This is a genomic window from Ilumatobacter sp. (genome assembly GCF_030065885.1).
GTDB lineage: Bacteria > Actinomycetota > Acidimicrobiia > Acidimicrobiales > Ilumatobacteraceae > Ilumatobacter.
The window spans coordinates 1-18,252 of the sequence record NZ_JASJCS010000051.1 but is presented as its reverse complement, the minus strand read 5'-3'; the positions used below and the strand labels follow the sequence as shown (position 1 = coordinate 18,252).

The following is an 18,252-nucleotide window of genomic DNA, read 5'->3' as shown; positions in this document are numbered from 1 at the left end:
AGCGTGAGCCATTACTTCGCCGAGCGACCCGAGGTCGACCCCGACGAGGTCGTGGTCGATGTCGCGCTCGCCGACGTGTCGTTCACCATGGTGACCGCACGCGGCGTGTTCAGCCACGGCCACGTTGACACCGGGACGTCGCTGTTGCTGCGCGCCGCACCGCCCCCGTCGGCGACCGGCGACCTCCTCGACCTCGGATGCGGATCGGGGGCGATCGCGCTCACGATGGCGTTGCGCTCGCCGGCCGCCACCGTGTGGGCCGTCGACGTGAACGACCGCGCTCGATCGCTGACCGAGGCGAACGCCGAACGGAACGGCATCGACAACGTCCGCGTCGCCGCACCGGCCGACGTGCCGACCGCAACCAGGTTCGCGACGATCTGGTCCAACCCGCCGATCCGCATCGGCAAACCGGCGCTGCAGCAGCTGCTCACCGACTGGCTCGGCCGCCTCGAATCCGACGGTGAGGCCGTGCTCGTCGTCCAGAAGCACCTCGGCGCCGACTCGCTCCAACGGTGGCTCGAGGCGGGCGGACGGCCGGCCGAGCGACTTGCGAGCCGAGCCGGTTTCCGGCTGCTCCGGATCCACGCCGAGCCACCTCCCCGAGCCGGTGGCTGACGCCTCGCGACCGTCGGCGATCGGCGACGGCGGCGTGCAGTCGGTCACGCTGCTTTGGTGCGACGGCAATCCGGCGTTCTTCGCCGGCCGCTCGGCTCAGCGCGGCGGGTCGACGGCGATCCTGAGACGGCTTCCCGCGGGACGGACGCCGGTGCTCAGTGTGTGTCCGAGTGCGGTCCACGAATCGGCGCGGGCCACGTAGTCGCCGTCGCCGCCCGCGATGACGACATCCCCGCTCGGCTCGACACTGCCGACGAACTCGTCGCTCCCGGCGCCCCGGATCTCGGCATAGGCGCCGAACGGCGGCAGCCCCAGCATCGCCCGGCGGCTTCGTTCGGCCTCGACCATGCGGCCCGGATCGGCGAGGAGCGCGGCCTGCACCACGTCGTGATGCGGTACGAAGGTCTGGATCAGGATCCGACCGCCGCGGGCTCGGGGGCCGACCAGGCGGGCCGCCCTGACGAGGAGCGCCATCGCCTGCTCACCGGCCCGGTAGCGGGGCGCCAGCAGCTCGCGATCGAAGTCGAGGAACGCGACCGTGTCGGCGCCGGGTACGCGGTGGAGCGCAGCCTCGGTGCCGACGTAGACGCCGGCTGCCTCGGGTCGCTCGGGCCCCTCGCCGGTGACCAGCACGGCGGGCCGGTTCGCAGCGGCCTCCAGCTCCTCCCTGAGGCGGGTCACGCCGGGTCGCAGGTTGGCGAACCGCCCTGCCCCACACTCGAGACACACCGGTGGTCGGACCGTGCCGCACCGGAGACAGGCGAGCCGCCGCTCGTCGTCGAGCACGACCGCGGCGTCACAACGTCGGCAGCGCGTGAGCGCCCGGCACTGGCGGCAGGCCAGCAGGCGAGCGCGGCCGGTCGTGTTGCTGACACAGACGACGACCCGATCGGGGTCGCGCAGATGGCGGACGAGCTCGGACGTGACCAGCGACCGCTTCCACGGCTCCTCGTCGGTGCGATCGATCACGTCGATGATCGGCCAGCCGCTTCGTTCCCGCTCGTGGGAGGGCCGCACCAGCACGCCCCACTCGAGTGCGACGAGCGTCGGGCTCGGTGAGACCAGCACGACGGGCGCGCCGGCCCGTCGGCATCGCTCGATCACCACGTCTCGGGCATGCCACGTCGGCGACGCCTCATCCTGGAGCGCCTCGTCGTGTTCGTCGACGACGACCGCGGCCGCCATGTCTGGGCAGGGTGCCCAGGCGGCGATCCTGCTGCCGATGACCACGTCGACACCACCGGCCGCGGCCGCCCAGTCGTCGGGCACGACCGCCACGGTCAACCCTCCGCGCCGGAGCCGGGCGCCGAGCAGCATCGCCTGCTCGACCGACGGCACGATGACCAGCGTCGGCCCGGTGGCGGCCGCGCTGAGCACGGCAGGCATCGGATCGCTGGTCGGTGGCAGCCGGAGCACACCGCCGCCCCGGGCCAGCAGCTCGGTCGTCGCCGGCGACCGCGGCTCGGAGACGTTGCCGGTCCGCTGCGTGGGTGGCAGGGCCAGGACCGCGCGATGCGGTGAAGCCGCCTGCAGGAAGTGACGACGCCGCCCCACCCAACGAACCGAGGCCCAGTCGGCCAGATCGATGAGTTCTGGGTCGGGGCCTCGCCCGGTGATCTTCGCGATCGGCTTGAGGTCGGCGTCGTCGTGGGCGTCGGCGGGGTCGATCTCGACGATCCAGCCACCGACGCGCCGACCGTGCAGCTCGACGCGGACGACCGCACCGGCCACCGCGCCGGCTGCCAGCTGGTCGGGGACGACGTAGTCGAAGTGCTTGTCGAGCCCGGTGACGTTGGGGAGGACGCGAGCGACCGTCACCACCGGTGCCGGACCCAGGTCAACGGTCCACGGTCAGCGGCCCGAGGTGGCCGAACCACCAGCGACCGACGGCGTCCCCCGCTCAGAGGCCGACGGCGGACATGAAGTCGTCGAGGCGGCCGGTCTGCTCCCAGGAGAAGTCGTTGCGCCCGAAGTGGCCGTACGCGGCGGTGCGCTTGTAGACGGGCCGCTTGAGATCGAGGTCGCGCACGATGGCACCCGGGCGGAGGTCGAACACCTCTCGCACGGCCTTCTCGATCGCCGCCACGTCGACGTGGTTGGTGCCGAACGTCTCGACGAGGATGCTGAGGGGGTGGGCGACGCCGATCGCGTAGGCCACCTGGACCTCGCATCGGTCGGCGGCGCCGCTGGCGACGACGTGCTTGGCGACCCAGCGGCTGGCGTAGGCGGCCGAGCGGTCGACCTTCGAGGGGTCCTTGCCCGAGAACGCCCCGCCACCGTGGCGACCCATCCCGCCGTAGGTGTCGACGATGATCTTGCGACCCGTCAGGCCGCAGTCGCCGTGGGGGCCGCCGATCACGAAGTTGCCGGTCGGGTTGACGTACACCTCGTACTCGTCGTCCTTGAACTGCTCGGGCACGATCGGCCGGATGACCTGCTCGATCAGGTCGGGGCGGATGACCGTGTCGCGGTCGACGCCGTCCTGGTGCTGGGTGGAGATCAGGACGCTCTTCAGACCGATCGGCCGGCCGTCCTCGTACTCGTAGGTGACCTGCGTCTTGCCGTCGGGGCGCAGGTACGGCAGCTGGCACGACTTGCGGACCTCGGCGAGGCGCTCGGCGAGCCGGTGTGCCGTCCAGATCGGGAGCGGCATGAGATCGTCGGTCTCGTTGCAGGCGTAGCCGAACATCATGCCCTGGTCGCCGGCGCCCTGGAGGTTGAGCTGGTCCTCGCCGGCCGAGCCGTCGCGAACCTCCTCACTGGTGTCGACACCCGCGGCGATGTCGGGGCTCTGCTCGTCGATCGAGACGATGACGCCGCACGTGTTGCCGTCGAAGCCGTAGTGAGCGTTGTCGTAGCCGATCTCCTTGATGGTGTCGCGGGCGATCCGCGGGATCTCGACGTAGGCGCTCGTCGTGATCTCACCGGCGACGACGCACAGGCCGGTCGTGACCATCGTCTCGCATGCCACGCGACCGTGCGGATCCTCGGCCAGGATGGCGTCGAGGACGGAGTCGCTGACCTGATCCGCCATCTTGTCGGGGTGACCTTCGGTCACGCTCTCCGAGCTGAATGTCCAACGAGCCACGTTCACTTCCTTGCTGGGTACGATCGGCGAGCACCGGAACGGGCCGGCCGAGAGATTGGTTTGCGAGTGTTTGCCGGCTAGCCGCCGCTCCGGATCTGGACCACACGGTCGAACACAGCGGCGGCAATCGTACGCTTGTCGGCCAGCGGAACCGTACATGCTGGCGAATCGGGCGCCAGGATCGTCACGGCGTTCGTGTCGTGGGCGAAGCCCGTCTCGGGCGCGCTCACGTCGTTGGCGACGATCAGATCGAGTCGCTTGGCGTCGAGCTTCTCGGCGGCGTTGGCCGCGAGATCGTCGGTCTCGGCGGCGAACCCGACGAGCACCTGGCCGTCGGGCTTGGCGGCGCCGAGACCGGCCAGGATGTCGGGCGTCGGTTCGAGCGAGATGACCGGCACGCCGTCGCGCTTCTTCAGCTTGCCGTCGGACGGGTCGGCCGGGCGGAAATCGGCGACGGCAGCCGCCATCACGACGACGTCGGCGGTCGGCGCCAGCCGATCCATGGCCGACTTCATCTCGTCGGCGGTCTCGACGGGCACGAGCTCGACGCCGCCGGGTGTGGGCAGGTCGACGGTCGACACCAGGGTGACGGCCGCGCCGCGAGCGGCCGCCTCGGCGGCGAGCGCATAGCCCTGCTTGCCGGAGCTGCGGTTGGCGAGGACACGAACGGCGTCGATCGGCTCGCGTGTGCCGCCCGCGCTGACGACGACGCGCTGCCCGGTGAGATCGCCCGGCGCGAGGACGGCCTCGACCGCCGCGACGATCGACTCCGGGGATGCCAGCCTGCCGGCACCGACGTCGCCCCCGGCGAGCCGACCGCTCTCGGGGTCGACGACGTGGACGCCCCTGGCGCGGAGGGTGGCGACGTTGTCGACGACCGCGGGGTGCTCCCACATCTCGGTGTGCATCGCGGGGCAGACGACGACCGGCGCCCGGGTCGCGAGCAGCACGTTGGTCAGGAGATCGGTCGACAGGCCCGCCGCGTAGGCCCCGATGATGCGCGCCGTGGCGGGGGCGACGAGGACGAGATCGGCGTTCTGGCCGAGCTTGGTGTGCGGGATCGGTGTCTCGGGATCGTCCCAGAGCCGGGTCCTGACCGGCTCGCTGGCGAGCGCGGACAGCGTCGTCGTCCCGAGGAAGCGCTCGGCGCCGGCCGTCATGACCGGCACGACGTGTGCGCCGGCGTCGATGAGGCGGCGGCACAGCTCGACCGACTTGTAGGCGGCGATGCCCCCGGTGACCCCGAGGACGATGCGCTTGCCGGCGAGCACGGTCGGCTCGTCAGTCGTCGGCGGCCACGTCGGCGTCGCCCTCGGGCAGCGCCAGCTCGTCGACCTCGGGCTCCTCCGGAGCGTCGGTCTGCACGATCTTGTCGACCGAGATCTCCTCGAAGGCGATGCTCAACGGCTTGCGCGAGGTCGACGACACCTGTGGCGGGATCATGTGGCCGAGACCGTCGCCGAGCTGGTTGAAGTACGAGTTGATGTTGCGGGCCCGCCGGGCGGCCAGCGTGACCAGGCTGAACTTGGAATCGACGCGACCGAGCAGACCCTCGATCGCGGGCGTCATCATCGTCTCGTGGCTGTGCGCCATGAACCAGCTCCTTGTGGGCGAATTTGCAGCCGTGACACCCTAGCGGCGGTTCTCTCCGACCAGGCGGTGGCCGGGCGCTGACCGCCCGGGCCGGGCGAACGCCCGGTCAGGCGGAGCGACGGAGACCGCGCTCGCGCTCGATGATCGTCATCATCTCGTCGACGGTCCGCTCGAGCTCGTCGTTGACCACGACGTAGTCGGCCTGCTCGCGGCCGACCGGTTCTTCGTTCTCGGCCTTGCGGAGCCGTGCGTGCACCTTGTCGTCGGGGTCGCCGCGGCCGCGGAGGCGCCGTTCCTGCTCGTGTCGCGACGGGGGCAGGACGAAGATCAGCACCGCGTCGGGATACTGGCGCTTCACCTGCTGCGCGCCGTCGAGCTCGATCTCGAGCACGATGTCGGCGCCGGTGCCGAGGCGATCGGGGCGGGGGGTGCCGTAGTAATTGCCGAGGAACTCGGTCCACTCGAGGAAGCCGCCGGCCGTGATCAGCTCCTCGAACGCCTCGGCGGTGGTGAACACGTAGGCATCGTCGCGTTCGCCGGCGCGGCGTTCGCGGGTGGTCCACGATCGGCTCAGCCACAGGCACGGATCGCGCCGCACCAGGGCATCGACGATCGTGCCCTTTCCCACGCCCCCGGGGCCGGAGACGACGATGATCAGTTGCTCATGAGCCAAGCTGGTCGCGCAGGGCTGAACGCTGCTGGGCGCCCAGGCCCTGCACACGGCGGTTCTCGGCGATGCCGATCTCCTCCATGACCCGTCGAGCCTTCACCTTGCCCACGCCGGGCAGGGATTCCAGCATCGCGACCACCTTGAGCTTGCCGACGTTCGGGTCGTCCGAATCGAGCGCTTCGGACAGGCTCATCGAGCCCATCTTCAAGCGGGCCTTGATATCCGCCCGTGCAGCGCGCGCCTCGGCCGCCTTCACGAGAGCAGCAGCTCTTTGCTCCGGTGTCAGTTGCGGAGGTGTTGCCATGAACTCAAACTACCGCGCCCAGATCTACCAGGGCGTCAATCCCTCGCTCGTCGGCCCATTCGGCGAGCTCCCGGCTGATCCGGGCGCACGCACGCGGGTCGGCGAAGCTCGCGGTCCCGACCTGGACCGCCTGGGCGCCCGCCACCATGAGCTCGGCCGCGTCCCACCCCGACGCGACCCCGCCGACCCCGACGATCGGCAGGTCCGGGAGCGCCTGACGCACGTCGTGGACCGCCCGGACGGCGATGGGATGGATCGCCCGGCCCGACAGCCCTCCCCCGCCGTTGCCCAGCGCCGGTCGCAGCGTCTCGGGGTCGATCACCATGCCGAGCACGGTGTTGACGAGCGTCACCGCCTCGGCCCCGGCGAGCCGGCAGGCCTCGGCGACCTCGACCAGGCGATCGGTGTTGGGGCTCAGTTTGGCCCACCTCGGCCGACCGCAGGCTCGGGTGGCCTCGACGACGGCCGACGAGAGATCGGCGTCGTGCGCGAAGATGCCGCCCCGTCCCTCGAGGTTCGGGCACGACAGGTTGACCTCGACCGCGACCACGGCCTGCGGCGCATCGGCCAGCATCTCCGCCGCCCGCCGGTAGTCGTCGACCGTGCGACCCCAGATGCTGCACACCACCGTGGCACCCGTGTCGAGCAGCGCCGGGAGGCGCTCGGTCAGCCAGTCCTCGACGCCGGGACCCTGGAGACCGACGGCGTTGATCATGCCCTGCGGCGTGGCGTGCACGCGCGGGGCCGGGTTGCCGTCCCACGGGTACGGCGCGATCGACTTCGTGACGACGGCGCCGATCGAGGCGAGATCGAAGTACGCCGCGAACTCGTCGCCGTACCCGGCGGTCCCCGAAGCGGTCATGACCGGGCTGCGCAGCTCCACCGACCCGACCCGCACCCGCGTATCGACCCTCACGAGGCGAGCGCCTCGGATCGCACGCGGTGGAATTCGCAACCGTCGGGGTCACCACCGACGTGTCCGCTCCAGGGCCGGCTCGGCCGGCCCGGTCCCCACGAGGTCACGTCGAGCCGCGCCGGGAGGGGGCTTCGGGGGAGGACCCACCCTCCCCCGCGGCATGGTATTCCTGCAGAGAGCGCACGGGGAGCTCCTGGGGTGATTCGCCGAGGCCCTGGGCGGCAGCGAGCGCGGCGCTGACGGTGGTCACGCAGCCGACGTGGTGCATGCTCGCGGTCTTTCGGATGTGCTCGCCGTCGCTGCGGCCGACCGAGCCTCGCGGCGTGTTCACGACGAACACGATGGTGCCGTCGGCCAGCAGATCGACGGCGGTCTGCCCGCCGTCGGCGTCCTGCACCTTGCCGAGCACGCGGTCGACCTCGACCCCGAACGAGGCGAGGTAGTCCGCCGTGCCCTTCGTCGCGACCAGCCCGAGCCCGCGCTCTCGCATCCGCTTGGCGACGACGAGCCCGGCCGGCTTGTCCTGGTCGTTGACCGACAGGAACACGGTGCCGGCGGTCGGGAGGGCGTTGCCGGCCGAGATCTCGGCCTTGAAGAACGCACGCCCGAACGACGAGTCGATGCCCATCACCTCGCCCGTCGAACGCATCTCGGGGCCGAGCGCCGGGTCGACCTCGGGGAACCGGGTGAAGGGCAGGACCGCTTCCTTGACCGCGACGTGCCCGTCGATCGGCGGCCGCAGGAGGCCCTCGTCGCGGAGCTCGGCGAGGGTGGCGCCCAGCATGACGCGCGTCGCCACCTTGGCGAGCGGGATCCCACGGGCCTTGGCGACGAAGGGCACGGTGCGGCTGGCGCGCGGGTTCGCCTCGATGACGTAGACGACCCCGCCGGCGACGGCGAACTGCACGTTGATCAGCCCGCGGACGTCGAGCCGCTGGGCGATCGCCTCGGTGTAGGCCTTGATGACCTCGACCACCCAGTCGGGCAGCGTCTGGGGCGGGATCGCACAGGCCGAGTCGCCGGAGTGCACGCCGGCTTCCTCGACGTGCTCCATGATGCCGCCGATGATCACCTCGCCGGTGTGGTCGCGGATCGCGTCGACGTCGACCTCGGTGGCGCTGCCGAGGAACCGATCGATCAGCACCGGACGCTCGGCGGACAGCCCCCCTTCCTTGCCGAGGCTGCCGTAGCCGCTGAGCTCGTCCATCGCCGCTGCGAGCTGCTTGCGGTCGTCGACGATCTGCATCGCGCGCCCGCCGAGGACGTAGCTCGGGCGGACGAGCACCGGGAAGCCGATGCGGTCGGTGATCGTGTACGCCTGGTCGAGGTCGACCGCGGTCCCTCCCGCCGGTTGCGGGATGTTGAGCTCGTCGCAGAGCTGGTTCCACTTCTCGCGGTCCTCGGCGTCGTCGATCGACTGCGCCGAGGTGCCCGCCACGAGGTCGGGCGGGATCTCGCCCGCGAGCTTGAGCGGCGTCTGCCCACCGAGCGAGACGATGACGCTGTGCGGCCGCTCGGCATCGATCACGTTGAGGACGTCCTCCTTGGTGAGCGGCTCGAAGTAGAGGCGGTCGCTGGTGTCGTAGTCGGTCGAGACGGTCTCGGGGTTGCAGTTGACCATCACCGTCTCGTAGCCGGCATCTCGCAGGGCGAAGCTGGCGTGGACGCAGCAGTAGTCGAACTCGATGCCCTGACCGATCCGGTTCGGGCCCGACCCGAGGATCACGACCTTCCGGCGCTCGGACGCGCGGACCTCGCTCTCGTCCTCGTACGTCGAGTAGTGATACGGCGTCTCGGCCGCGAACTCGGCGGCGCACGTGTCGACGGTCTTGTAGGTCGGCAGCACGCCGAGCGCCTTGCGTGCCGAGCGCACGGTCGCCTCGTCGCTGCCCCAGAGGTGCGCGAGCTGCGCGTCGGAGAAGCCCAGCCGCTTGGCCCGCCTGAGCTGCCGGGCGCCGATCGCATCCTGACCGATGTGGACCAGCTCGCGCTGCTCCTCGACGATCATCGACATCTGATCGAGGAACCACGGGTCGATCCGGCATGCGTCGTGGACCTCCTCGATCGAACGCCCGCGGTGCAAGAGCTCGCCGACCTGGAAGATCCGGTCGGGCGTCGCGACGGCGATCGCGGCGAGGAGGTCCTCGTCGGTCATCGTGTCGTACTGAGCAGCGGCCTGGTCGGCGTTGAGGCCCATCCGCCCCTGCTCGAGCGATCGCAGCCCCTTCTGGAGGCTCTCGGGGAACGTGCGACCGATCGACATCACCTCGCCGACCGACTGCATCTGCGTGCCGAGCACACCCGATGTGCCGGGCAGCTTCTCGAACGCCCACCGCGGGATCTTGGTCACCACGTAGTCGATCACCGGCTCGAAGCTCGCCGGCGTCGCCTTCGTGATGTCGTTCGGGATCTCGTCGAGCGTGTAGCCGACGGCGAGCTTGGCGGCGATCTTGGCGATCGGGAAGCCGGTCGCCTTCGATGCCAGCGCGGAACTGCGCGACACCCTGGGGTTCATCTCGATGACCACCTGGCGACCCGTCGCCGGGTCGACGGCGAACTGCACGTTCGAACCACCGGTCTCGACGCCGACGCGCCGGATGCAGGCAAGGGCTGCGTCGCGCATCTGCTGGTACTCGACGTCGGTCAGCGTCTGCTGGGGAGCGACCGTGATCGAGTCGCCGGTGTGGACGCCCATCGGGTCGACGTTCTCGATCGAGCAGATGATCACGCAGTTGTCGCCGCGGTCGCGCATCACCTCGAGCTCGTACTCCTTCCAACCCGCGATCGACTCCTCGATGAGGATCTCGCCGATCGGGCTCGCGGCGAGACCGTTCGCGGCGACCCGTTCGAACTCCTCGTCGTCCGATGCGATGCCGGTGCCGCGGCCGCCGAGGATGTACGCGGGACGGATGATGACGGGGAGCCCGATCTCGGCCACGATCTTGCGGGCCTCGTCGAGGTCGCGTGCAACGCCCGAACGGGGCACGTCGAGGCCGATCTCGATCATCGCCTCCTTGAACCGCTCGCGGTCCTCGGCGGTGGCGATCGCGTCGGCGTTCGCGCCGATCATCTCGGGTGTGCCGGGCACGCCGATCAGGCCGCGTTCGAACAGCTGCATCGCCACGTTGAGGCCGGTCTGACCGCCGAGCGTCGGCAGCACGGCATCGGGTTGCTCACGCTCGATGATCGTGGCGAGGACCTCCCAGGTGAGCGGCTCGACGTAGGTGGCGTCGGCGAAGTCGGGGTCGGTCATGATCGTCGCCGGGTTCGAGTTGGCGAGGATCACCCGGTACCCCTCCTCGCGGAGCACCCGGCACGCCTGCGTGCCCGAGTAGTCGAACTCGCACGCCTGGCCGATCACGATCGGTCCGGAGCCGATGATCAGGATCGACTCGATGTCGTCGCGCCTCGGCATCAGCCCGCCCCCATGAGCTCGTCGAACTGGGCGAACAGGTACCGGCTGTCGTGCGGGCCGGGTCCGGCCTCGGGATGGTGTTGCACGCTGAAGCACCGCTCCCCGACCACCTCCAACCCCTCGCACACGCCGTCGTTGAGGTTGACGTGGGTCATGCGGAGCTCCCGGTCGAGACCGGCGAACGAGTCGGCGTCGACGGCGAAGTTGTGGTTCTGACTGGTGATCTCGATCGTGTCGGTGTCGAGGTTCTTGACGGGTTGGTTGCCGCCGTGATGGCCGAAGGGCAGCTTCACCGTGCCGGCGCCGAGCGCTCGGCCGAGGAGCTGGTGCCCGAGGCAGATCCCGAACAGCGGCACGTTCCCGACCAGCCCGGCGATCTCGTTCGCGGCGTACTGCACCGTGGCCGGGTCGCCGGGACCGTTGGAGAGGAACACGCCGTCGGGCTCGCGTGCGAGCACGTCGGCCGCACTCGTCGAGGCGGGCACGACCTCGACCCGTCCGAGCTCGGCGAGATGCCGGACGATCGTGGTCTTGATGCCGAAGTCGTAAGCGACGATCAGCCGGTCGCCGCTGCCGGCGACGTACGGCTCGTCGGTCGTGACCTGCGCGACGAGATCGACGCCGTCGGTCCCGGGTTCGGCGGCAGCGGCCGCCCGCAACGTCGCCTCGTCGGCGTCGCCGAACGCACCCGGGATCGCCCCGTGGTCGCGGATCAAGCGGGTCAGGCGCCGGGTGTCGATGCCCGCGATGCCCGGAATCCCGTGCCGGTGCAGCAGCTCGTCGAGGTGTCCCTGCGACCGATGGTTGCTGTGACGGCGGGCCAGGTCGCGCACCACGATCCCGCGGCAGAATGCGGCGCGCGACTCGTCGTCGGCGTCGTTGACGCCGTAGTTCCCGATGTGCGGGTAGGTGAACGAGATGATCTGGCCGGCGTAGCTGGGGTCGGTGATGATCTCCTGGTAGCCGGACAGCGCCGTGTTGAACACCACCTCACCGGTTGCGACGGCGCCGGGCGCCCCGATCAACTCACCCTCGAACACGCTGCCGTCGGCCAGCACCAGCGCTCCGTCACGAAGGGTCATGGGGTCACCTCGTGTCGCGTCGCGACGGGTTCGGCGCGTGCTGAACGCGTCGCGAGGGGTTCGGCGCGTGTCGTGCGCGTCGCGACGGGTTCGGCGCGTGTCGTGCGCGTCGCGACGGGTTCGACGCGTGTCGTGCGCGTCGCGACGGGTTCGACGCGTGTCGTGCGCGTCGCGACGCGGCTCCAGTTCTCAACGTCATGTTGAACGCTCCAAGGCTCGCTGCGCTCGCCGTCGCTGTCACACGCGCGTGAGATGGGCGCGGTGCGCTTGGCACCTACCTCTTGCAACATCTCTCGGCCTGCTCGTCGCGGCACTTCTCGGCCTGCGTCTCGCGACAGCTTGCGGGCTGGCATGTTCATGCAGGCTATCGTATGACTATGCAAGTTGGTCATCTCGTGGCTGCTCCGTCGATCACGACTGCCGTTCCTCGCAGGATGGTGTGACGTGTCCTTCCGGTGAGGGGGACGCCGATGTACGGGGTGTTCCGGCTCTTGCTGGCGAGGTTGGCCGGTTGGACCTCCCACGTCTCGTCGGGATCGAAGACGGTGAGGTTCGCCGGTTCTCCGGCTTCGATCGGGCGACCGTGCTCGTCGGCGACGCCGGCGATGGCGGCCGGCTTCCACGACAGCGCGGCGACGACGTTGGTGACGTCCATGTCGAGATGGGCGAGGCTCACCCCGAGCGCGGTCTCGAGGCCGAGCATGCCGGGCGGCGCCTGGTCGAGGGGCTGCTCCTTCGTCTCGGGAGCGTGGGGGGCGTGGTCGGTGGCGATCGCGTCGATCGTGCCGTCGGCGAGACCGGCTCGGACGGCCTCGACGTCGGCCATCGTCCGGAGCGGCGGGTTGACCTTGTAGATCGCGCTGTAGCCCTCGAGCAGCTCGTCGGTGAGGCTGATGTGGTGGGGCGTCGCCTCGGCGGTGACCGGCAGGCCGTCGGCCTTGGCGGCCCGCACCAGCTCGACGCTGCGCGCGGTCGAGAGGTGGAGGATGTGGACCGGGGCGCCGGTCAGCCGCACGAGCTCGATGTCGCGGTACACCATCAGCTCCTCGGCGACGGCCGGCCAGCCCGGCAATCCGAACCGCGAGCAGCAGTGCCCCTCGTGCATCACCGCACCCTCGGTGAGGCGCTTCACCTCGCAGTGCTGCGCGAGCACGATCGGGGTGCCGTCGTGGTGCAGGTCGGCGGCGTACTCGAGCGCGCGCCGCATCAGCAGCGGATCCTGCACACCGTCGCCGTCGTCGGTGAAGAGGTGCACGCCGACGGCCGCCAGCTCGGCCAGCGGCGACAGCTGCTCGCCGAGCCGACCGATCGTGATCGACCCCGAGGGCCGCACGTCACACAGCCCGGCCGCCTCGCCCTGCGCCCGCACGAACTCGACGACGCTCACGGAATCCTGCGTCGGGTCGGTGTTGGGCATCGCGACCACACAGGTGAACCCGCCCCTGGCGGCGGCCCGCGAGCCGGTCTCGATGGTCTCGGCCTCTTCTCTGCCGGGCTCGCGCAGGTGCGTGTGCAGGTCGACGAAGCCGGGGCTGACGATGCACCCTGCGGCGTCGAGGATCTCCTCCCCGTCGGCCGGCGCGAGATCGGGCGCGACCTCGCCGACGCGGCCCTCCTCGAGACGCACGTCGGATCGACGCCGACCGGCCTGGTCGAGCACGGTGCCGCCTCGGATCAACATGTCATCCCTCGCTCTCCAGATCGTTCCCACTGCCCAGGCCGCCACCGCTGCCCAGCAGCTCGAACAGCACGGCCATGCGCACGGCGATGCCGTTCGTGACCTGCTGCGTGATCACCGCGCCCGGGAGCTCGGACGGGTCGACCGCCATCTCCACGCCCCGGTTCATCGGGCCCGGATGCATGATCAGCGCGTGCTCGGGCAGCCGTGACGCCCGCTCGGGCGTGAGCCCGAAACGGGTCGTGTACTCGCGCAGCGACGGCACCAGGGACTCGGTCATCCGCTCGCGCTGCATGCGGAGCAGGTAGAGCACGTCGATGTCGTCGATCACCTCGTCGAGCTCGGCGACGACCGGCACGTCGACGCTCGGCGGCAGCAACGTCCGGGGCGCGACCAGCGTGACGTCGGCGCCGAGCAGCCCGAAGGCGCGGATGTCACTCCGTGCGACGCGGCTGTGCTTGACGTCGCCGACGATCGCGATCCGCAACCCGTCGAAGCCGGTCGTCCGGTTCAGGGCGCTCCTGATCGTGTAGCAGTCGAGCAGCGCCTGCGTGGGGTGCGAGTGCCAGCCGTCGCCGGCGTTGATGATGCTCGCATTCGTCCACTGCGCGGCCTGCCACGGCACACCACTCGATCCGTGCCGGATGACGAACGCATCGACGCCCATCGCCGCGATCGTCTCGATCGTGTCGCGCAGGCTCTCGCCCTTCTTGACGCTCGACGTCCCGACGGAGAACGTCATCGTGTCGGCCGACAGCCGCTTCGCGGCGGTCTCGAAGCTCAGCCGCGTGCGCGTCGAGTCCTCGAAGAACACGTTGCAGACGGTCTTGCCGCGGAGCGCCGGCACCTTCGGGTTGGGCCGCCGGTTGACCTCGGCCATGTGGTCCGCCAGGTCGAGCAGGCGGAGGACCGAGTCGGCGCCGGTCTCGTCGATCGAGCGGAAGTGCTTCACCTGTCCACTCCCCTGCCACCGCGGGCCGGCATCGTCATGAGATGGTCACCCCGTCCGCCGTGGCGCTCACGCTCTCGTCGGGCGAGGTGGGCAGGTTCTTGCCGATGAAGTCGGGGCGGATCGGCAGTTCGCGGTGCCCCCGGTCGACGAGGACCGCGAGCTGCACGGCGCTCGGGCGGCCGTAGTCGGTGATCGCGTCGAGCGCCGCCTTCACGGTGCGACCCGTGTACAGCACGTCGTCGACCAGCACCACGGTCGTGCCGTCGATCTCGAAGGTGATCTCGCTCACGCTGCCCGGCGATACCGGGCGCAATCCGATGTCGTCGCGGTACAGCGACACGTCGATCGAGCCGACGGGGATGCCGTCGCCGATGCGGGCGATCTCGTCACCGAGCGCCTCGGCGAGCCACACGCCGCCACGCTGCAGACCGATCAGTGCGACGCCGGCAAGGCCACGATTGCGCTCGATGATCTCGTGCGCCATGCGGGTCACGGCCCTGCGCACGTCGTCAGGCCCGAGGACCTGCTTCGAGTTCGTCACGTCGATTGGCTCCTGCCGTACGGGCCTCACGGGACCCGCTTCACGGTCGAGCGTCGAACCTAGCAGCGCGGCTTCGGGCGCGCGGTGGTCATCGAACCCGCCTGTACTTTTTCTTCACCTCACCCGGCCCCGAGCTCGTGCTCAGGCCCGCGACGGCGGGTCGAGCTCGTCGCCGCACCGGTGGTTCAACGCCCTGATCACCCGATCATCGCGGTGCCAGCCGAGCAGGCTGACGGTCGCCGTCGCCAGTGCGAAGCGACGACCCTCGACGGCGGCGAGTCCGCACCACCGGGCAATGAGGATCGCGAGCAGGTGCCCGTGGGCGAAGACGGCGACGTTGGCGCCGCTGACGTCGCGGTCGACACGATCGAGGAACGCGTCCGCACGGGCACCGACGTCGCCGACCGCCTCCCCACCGGTGATGTCGTGTGTCCACACCGACCAGTCGGGAATGACACGCCGGGTCTGCGGCGTCGTCTCGCCCTCGTACGCGCCGTAGTCCCACTCGACGAGGTCGTCGACGACGGTGACGCCGCACGCCGGCGCGACCAGCTCGGCCGTCTCGCGAGCCCGCGATAGCGGGCTCGTATAGGCCCGCTCGATCGACCAGCCAGCGAGCGTGCGGGCCGCCGCGCGTGCCTCGTCGCGGCCGATGTCGGTGAGCGGGACGTCGGTCCGCCCCGTGTGCCGCCCGAGCCGCGACCACTCGGTCTCGCCGTGGCGGATGACCAGCAGCTGGTTCGGCATCGCACCATCTTGGCTGCCCGAGCGGGCGCGGGCGAGCGGGTCTAGGCTCGGCCCGATGCGCGGCACGGTCGTCCTCGTCTCCGAGAACCACGCCCGCTCGATCCCCGCCGTGCTCGGCGAGCTGGCGTCGGCGGCCCACGAGCTCGCCACCGAGGACGTCCGCCTCGACGTGCTGGTGGTCGACACCGGCGGGACCGACGAGACGCCCGAGCTCGCGAGGCAGACCGCCCGCGAACTCGGTCTGCCGCTCGACGTCGTCGTGTCCGACGGCACGTCGGCGTGGGCCACGCAGCGCGATGCCTTCACGTACGCCTCCAAGCAGCTTGCGCCTGACTTCATCGTCACCCTCGACCCGGCCGGCCACCACGACGCCCGCCAGCTGCCCGACCTGATCCGGTCGTTCCGAGCGAAGGGCAGCGGGCTGACGGTCGGCTCCCGCTGGGTGCGCGGCGGGTCGGCGCCGGGGACGACGCTCGCCCGCAGCTGGTTGAGCCGGGCCGCGAGCTGGCTGGTCTCGCGCGCCACCGGACTCCGGCGGGTGCGCGACGTCACGACGTCGTTCCGCGTCATCCGCTCCGACGCCGCCGACCTGGTCGCGACGAACCCGGCGACCCACGGCGACTACGGCTACTACTGCGAGTTCGCCGCCGCGGCCCAGGCGTACGGCTTCACCGTCGACGAGGTGCCGATCATCTTCCGGCCGCGCTTCGCCGCGGTGCCGCCCCTCCGCCTCGGCGACCTCGCGGCGTTCTGGGCGGACGTCCGCCGGATCCGCGGCCGCGTACGGTCGATCCGGGCCGAGGTTGCGGTCGACCAGGCCACGTGGGCGGCGCGGTCCGGGCGACTCCGCCATCAGGCGCCGGCGACCGGCTCGGAGTTCGGCGCCATGGAGGAGTTGACCGAACTGAGCTCGGCGGGTCGGTTCACGAGCTGGATCGTCGACGCCTTCGAGACCTCGCTCGGGCCCCGGGTCCTCGAGGTCGGGGCCGGGCTCGGCGCGATCTCCGGCGAGATCGCCCGCCGCCGGCCCACCGCCGCCGTGTATGCGATCGAACCCGCTGCGAACGTCTTCCCGCGCCTCGACGATCGCACGGCCGATCACCCGAACCTCGTCGCTCAGCAGGTCACGTCGCTCGATCTGGCGGACTCGCCGGGCCACCCGACGTTCGACGCCGTCCTGTACGTCAACGTGCTCGAGCACATCGAGGACGACCTCGGTGAGTTGCGCACGGCGGCGCGACTGCTCGAGCCGGGCGGCCACCTGGGCATCTTCGTCCCGGCGATGCCGTCCCTGTACGGCAGCCTCGACTACAAGTCGGGCCACTTCCGCCGCTACGCCGCCCACCAGCTCCACGACCTGCTGGTCGAGGCCGGCTTCCACGACGTCGACGTGCGCTACTTCGACCTGCTCGGGGTGGCGCCGTACTGGTTGATGTACCGGGTGCTCGATGTCGGCCGCCTCGATCGGGTCTCGTCGACCGGGTACGACCGGATCATCGTGCCGATCAGCCGCCTCGTGCAGCGCCTCGTCCCGCGACCGCCCCGCGGGAAGAACCTCATCGCGGTGGCGACTGCACCGGGCTGACAGCCGCCGACGCCCTCCGGACCCAGTGCGCCGCGTCAGCCGACCGTGTCTCGTTTGTGACGCAACGCCGAACCGGCGATCGGGGGCACCGGCGGGCCGCGTTGGACGTCCGTTGGGTCAGCCGGTGGTTTGCAGGGATCTCTCAGCTCGCGGGAGGCCTCGGCGTCGATGATGGGGGATCCCAACCTCGCGGTGAAGGGCGGCGCGTCGTCTCCTCGACTACAGAGTTCGCGTCATGCGTACGAAGACGGTCGGCACAATGCGCGGACTGGGCCATTCGGAGGACTCGGCGAATCCTCTCCTGGCATACAGCCGACGAGCACCGTCGTTCCTGGCGGCGACATCCAGCGTGAGCCTCGCCGAACCGTTGCGCGTGCCACGCTCGATGGCGTCTTCCAACAGGAGCGTGCCGATCCCCGCTCCTCGGAGCTCGGGGTCAACCGCGATGGCCTGCAGGTAGAAGTCGCCTTCGGGCACGGTCTCCAAGATGCGCCACAACGGCGCGAGCAGAACACGGACCATCTTCATCCGGCGTGCCGCCCGTCCTGCAGCACGCTCGAGAGGTTCGTCGGAGAACTCACGATGCTGCTCATCCGTGTACGCCAAGCTCATGCCGACGATCACACCGTCGCGCTCGGCGAAGACCACATGCTCGTACGAGAGTGAGTGGCCCGGCTCGGCGTAAGCGTCGGCGATGATGCTCGCGGCCTGGCGGCCGAGCATGAAGCCGAAGAACCCCTCGGCTGCCTGATCGAGATAGCGGGCGAACACCAACCCCTCATCACGTCCCGGTGTGGCCGGACGCAACCGTGTCTTCTGATCCACCATCGCCAGAATGCGATCCTAGGCGGACACCCGCCCGGGTGTCCCCGACGTGCCGTTGGTAGACAAACCCAGGTCGCCCGACGCGGCGTTAGCCGGGCGTTAGCCGTCCGGCCGGCGCGCCACGACCACGTCGTCCACGTCGAAGAGCACCTCGAACTCGCCACCCGGCCCGGTGAGCTGGGTCAGCAGGTCGCGTTGCGCCTCGCCGACGTGGACGCGGTCGATGACGATGTACTCG

Annotated in this window: 16 protein-coding genes; 2 read left to right on the top strand and 14 right to left on the bottom strand. The window is 70.5% G+C overall.

All coding sequences use genetic code 11. The features are described from left to right. The first annotated feature begins 3 nt into the window (after positions 1 to 3). Complete coding sequence (locus QNJ12_RS12145; protein ID WP_300622914.1) at positions 4 to 618, top strand: methyltransferase; 615 nt, start codon at positions 4 to 6, stop codon at positions 616 to 618. 96 nt (positions 619 to 714) lie between these two features. Here QNJ12_RS12145 and QNJ12_RS12140 read toward each other — a convergent pair whose 3' ends face one another. The 13 genes from QNJ12_RS12140 to QNJ12_RS12080 all read right to left on the bottom strand — a co-directional run bounded on the left by QNJ12_RS12140 (position 715) and on the right by QNJ12_RS12080 (position 15,604). Next, on the bottom strand, positions 715 to 2,436 hold the full coding sequence (locus QNJ12_RS12140) for a hypothetical protein (RefSeq protein ID WP_300622913.1): 1,722 nt from the start codon (positions 2,434 to 2,436) through the stop codon (positions 715 to 717). 82 nt (positions 2,437 to 2,518) lie between these two features. Next, positions 2,519 to 3,706 carry a methionine adenosyltransferase gene (metK, locus tag QNJ12_RS12135; RefSeq protein ID WP_300622912.1) on the bottom strand — a complete coding sequence of 396 codons (1,188 nt, stop codon included), beginning with the start codon at positions 3,704 to 3,706 and terminating at the stop codon, positions 2,519 to 2,521. Between the two features lie 77 nt (positions 3,707 to 3,783). Continuing rightward, positions 3,784 to 4,977 (bottom strand): bifunctional phosphopantothenoylcysteine decarboxylase/phosphopantothenate--cysteine ligase CoaBC, encoded by a 1,194-nt coding sequence (gene coaBC, locus QNJ12_RS12130; protein WP_300622911.1) that lies wholly within the window; start codon positions 4,975 to 4,977, stop codon positions 3,784 to 3,786. Positions 4,978 to 4,987: 10 nt separating this feature from the next. Further along, entirely contained in the window at positions 4,988 to 5,299 is a 312-nt protein-coding gene (gene rpoZ / locus QNJ12_RS12125; protein WP_300622910.1) for a DNA-directed RNA polymerase subunit omega, read from the bottom strand. Positions 5,300 to 5,405: 106 nt separating this feature from the next. Further along, positions 5,406 to 6,020 carry a guanylate kinase gene (gmk, locus tag QNJ12_RS12120; RefSeq protein WP_300622909.1) on the bottom strand — a complete coding sequence of 205 codons (615 nt, stop codon included), beginning with the start codon at positions 6,018 to 6,020 and terminating at the stop codon, positions 5,406 to 5,408. Then, a complete protein-coding gene (mihF, locus tag QNJ12_RS12115) occupies positions 5,962 to 6,273 on the bottom strand; it encodes an integration host factor, actinobacterial type (RefSeq protein ID WP_300622908.1) in 312 nt (103 codons plus the stop codon). The genes gmk and mihF overlap by 59 nt, the downstream gene beginning before the upstream one ends. A 4-nt stretch (positions 6,274 to 6,277) precedes the next feature. Further along, complete coding sequence (locus QNJ12_RS12110; RefSeq protein ID WP_300622930.1) at positions 6,278 to 7,171, bottom strand: dihydroorotate dehydrogenase; 894 nt, start codon at positions 7,169 to 7,171, stop codon at positions 6,278 to 6,280. Between the two features lie 121 nt (positions 7,172 to 7,292). After that, positions 7,293 to 10,604, bottom strand: coding sequence for a carbamoyl-phosphate synthase large subunit (carB, locus tag QNJ12_RS12105; RefSeq protein ID WP_300622907.1), 3,312 nt, complete (start codon positions 10,602 to 10,604; stop codon positions 7,293 to 7,295). Then, complete coding sequence (gene carA, locus QNJ12_RS12100; protein WP_300622906.1) at positions 10,604 to 11,686, bottom strand: glutamine-hydrolyzing carbamoyl-phosphate synthase small subunit; 1,083 nt, start codon at positions 11,684 to 11,686, stop codon at positions 10,604 to 10,606. The genes carB and carA overlap by 1 nt, the downstream gene beginning before the upstream one ends. A 388-nt stretch (positions 11,687 to 12,074) precedes the next feature. After that, complete coding sequence (locus tag QNJ12_RS12095; protein ID WP_300622905.1) at positions 12,075 to 13,367, bottom strand: dihydroorotase; 1,293 nt, start codon at positions 13,365 to 13,367, stop codon at positions 12,075 to 12,077. A 1-nt stretch (position 13,368) separates the two neighbouring features. Beyond that, complete coding sequence (locus tag QNJ12_RS12090; RefSeq protein ID WP_300622904.1) at positions 13,369 to 14,316, bottom strand: aspartate carbamoyltransferase catalytic subunit; 948 nt, start codon at positions 14,314 to 14,316, stop codon at positions 13,369 to 13,371. A 34-nt stretch (positions 14,317 to 14,350) separates the two neighbouring features. After that, positions 14,351 to 14,857: a bifunctional pyr operon transcriptional regulator/uracil phosphoribosyltransferase PyrR gene (gene pyrR / locus QNJ12_RS12085; protein WP_300622903.1), complete on the bottom strand. Its 507-nt coding sequence runs from the start codon at positions 14,855 to 14,857 to the stop codon at positions 14,351 to 14,353. Between the two features lie 141 nt (positions 14,858 to 14,998). Beyond that, complete coding sequence (locus QNJ12_RS12080) at positions 14,999 to 15,604, bottom strand: histidine phosphatase family protein (RefSeq protein WP_300622902.1); 606 nt, start codon at positions 15,602 to 15,604, stop codon at positions 14,999 to 15,001. A gap of 55 nt (positions 15,605 to 15,659) precedes the next feature. Between QNJ12_RS12080 and QNJ12_RS12075 the strand changes: the two genes are divergently transcribed. After that, on the top strand, positions 15,660 to 17,189 hold the full coding sequence (locus QNJ12_RS12075; protein WP_300622901.1) for a methyltransferase domain-containing protein: 1,530 nt from the start codon (positions 15,660 to 15,662) through the stop codon (positions 17,187 to 17,189). 219 nt (positions 17,190 to 17,408) lie between these two features. Here QNJ12_RS12075 and QNJ12_RS12070 read toward each other — a convergent pair whose 3' ends face one another. Then, positions 17,409 to 18,017: a GNAT family N-acetyltransferase gene (locus QNJ12_RS12070; RefSeq protein ID WP_300622900.1), complete on the bottom strand. Its 609-nt coding sequence runs from the start codon at positions 18,015 to 18,017 to the stop codon at positions 17,409 to 17,411. Positions 18,018 to 18,252 lie beyond the last annotated feature (235 nt).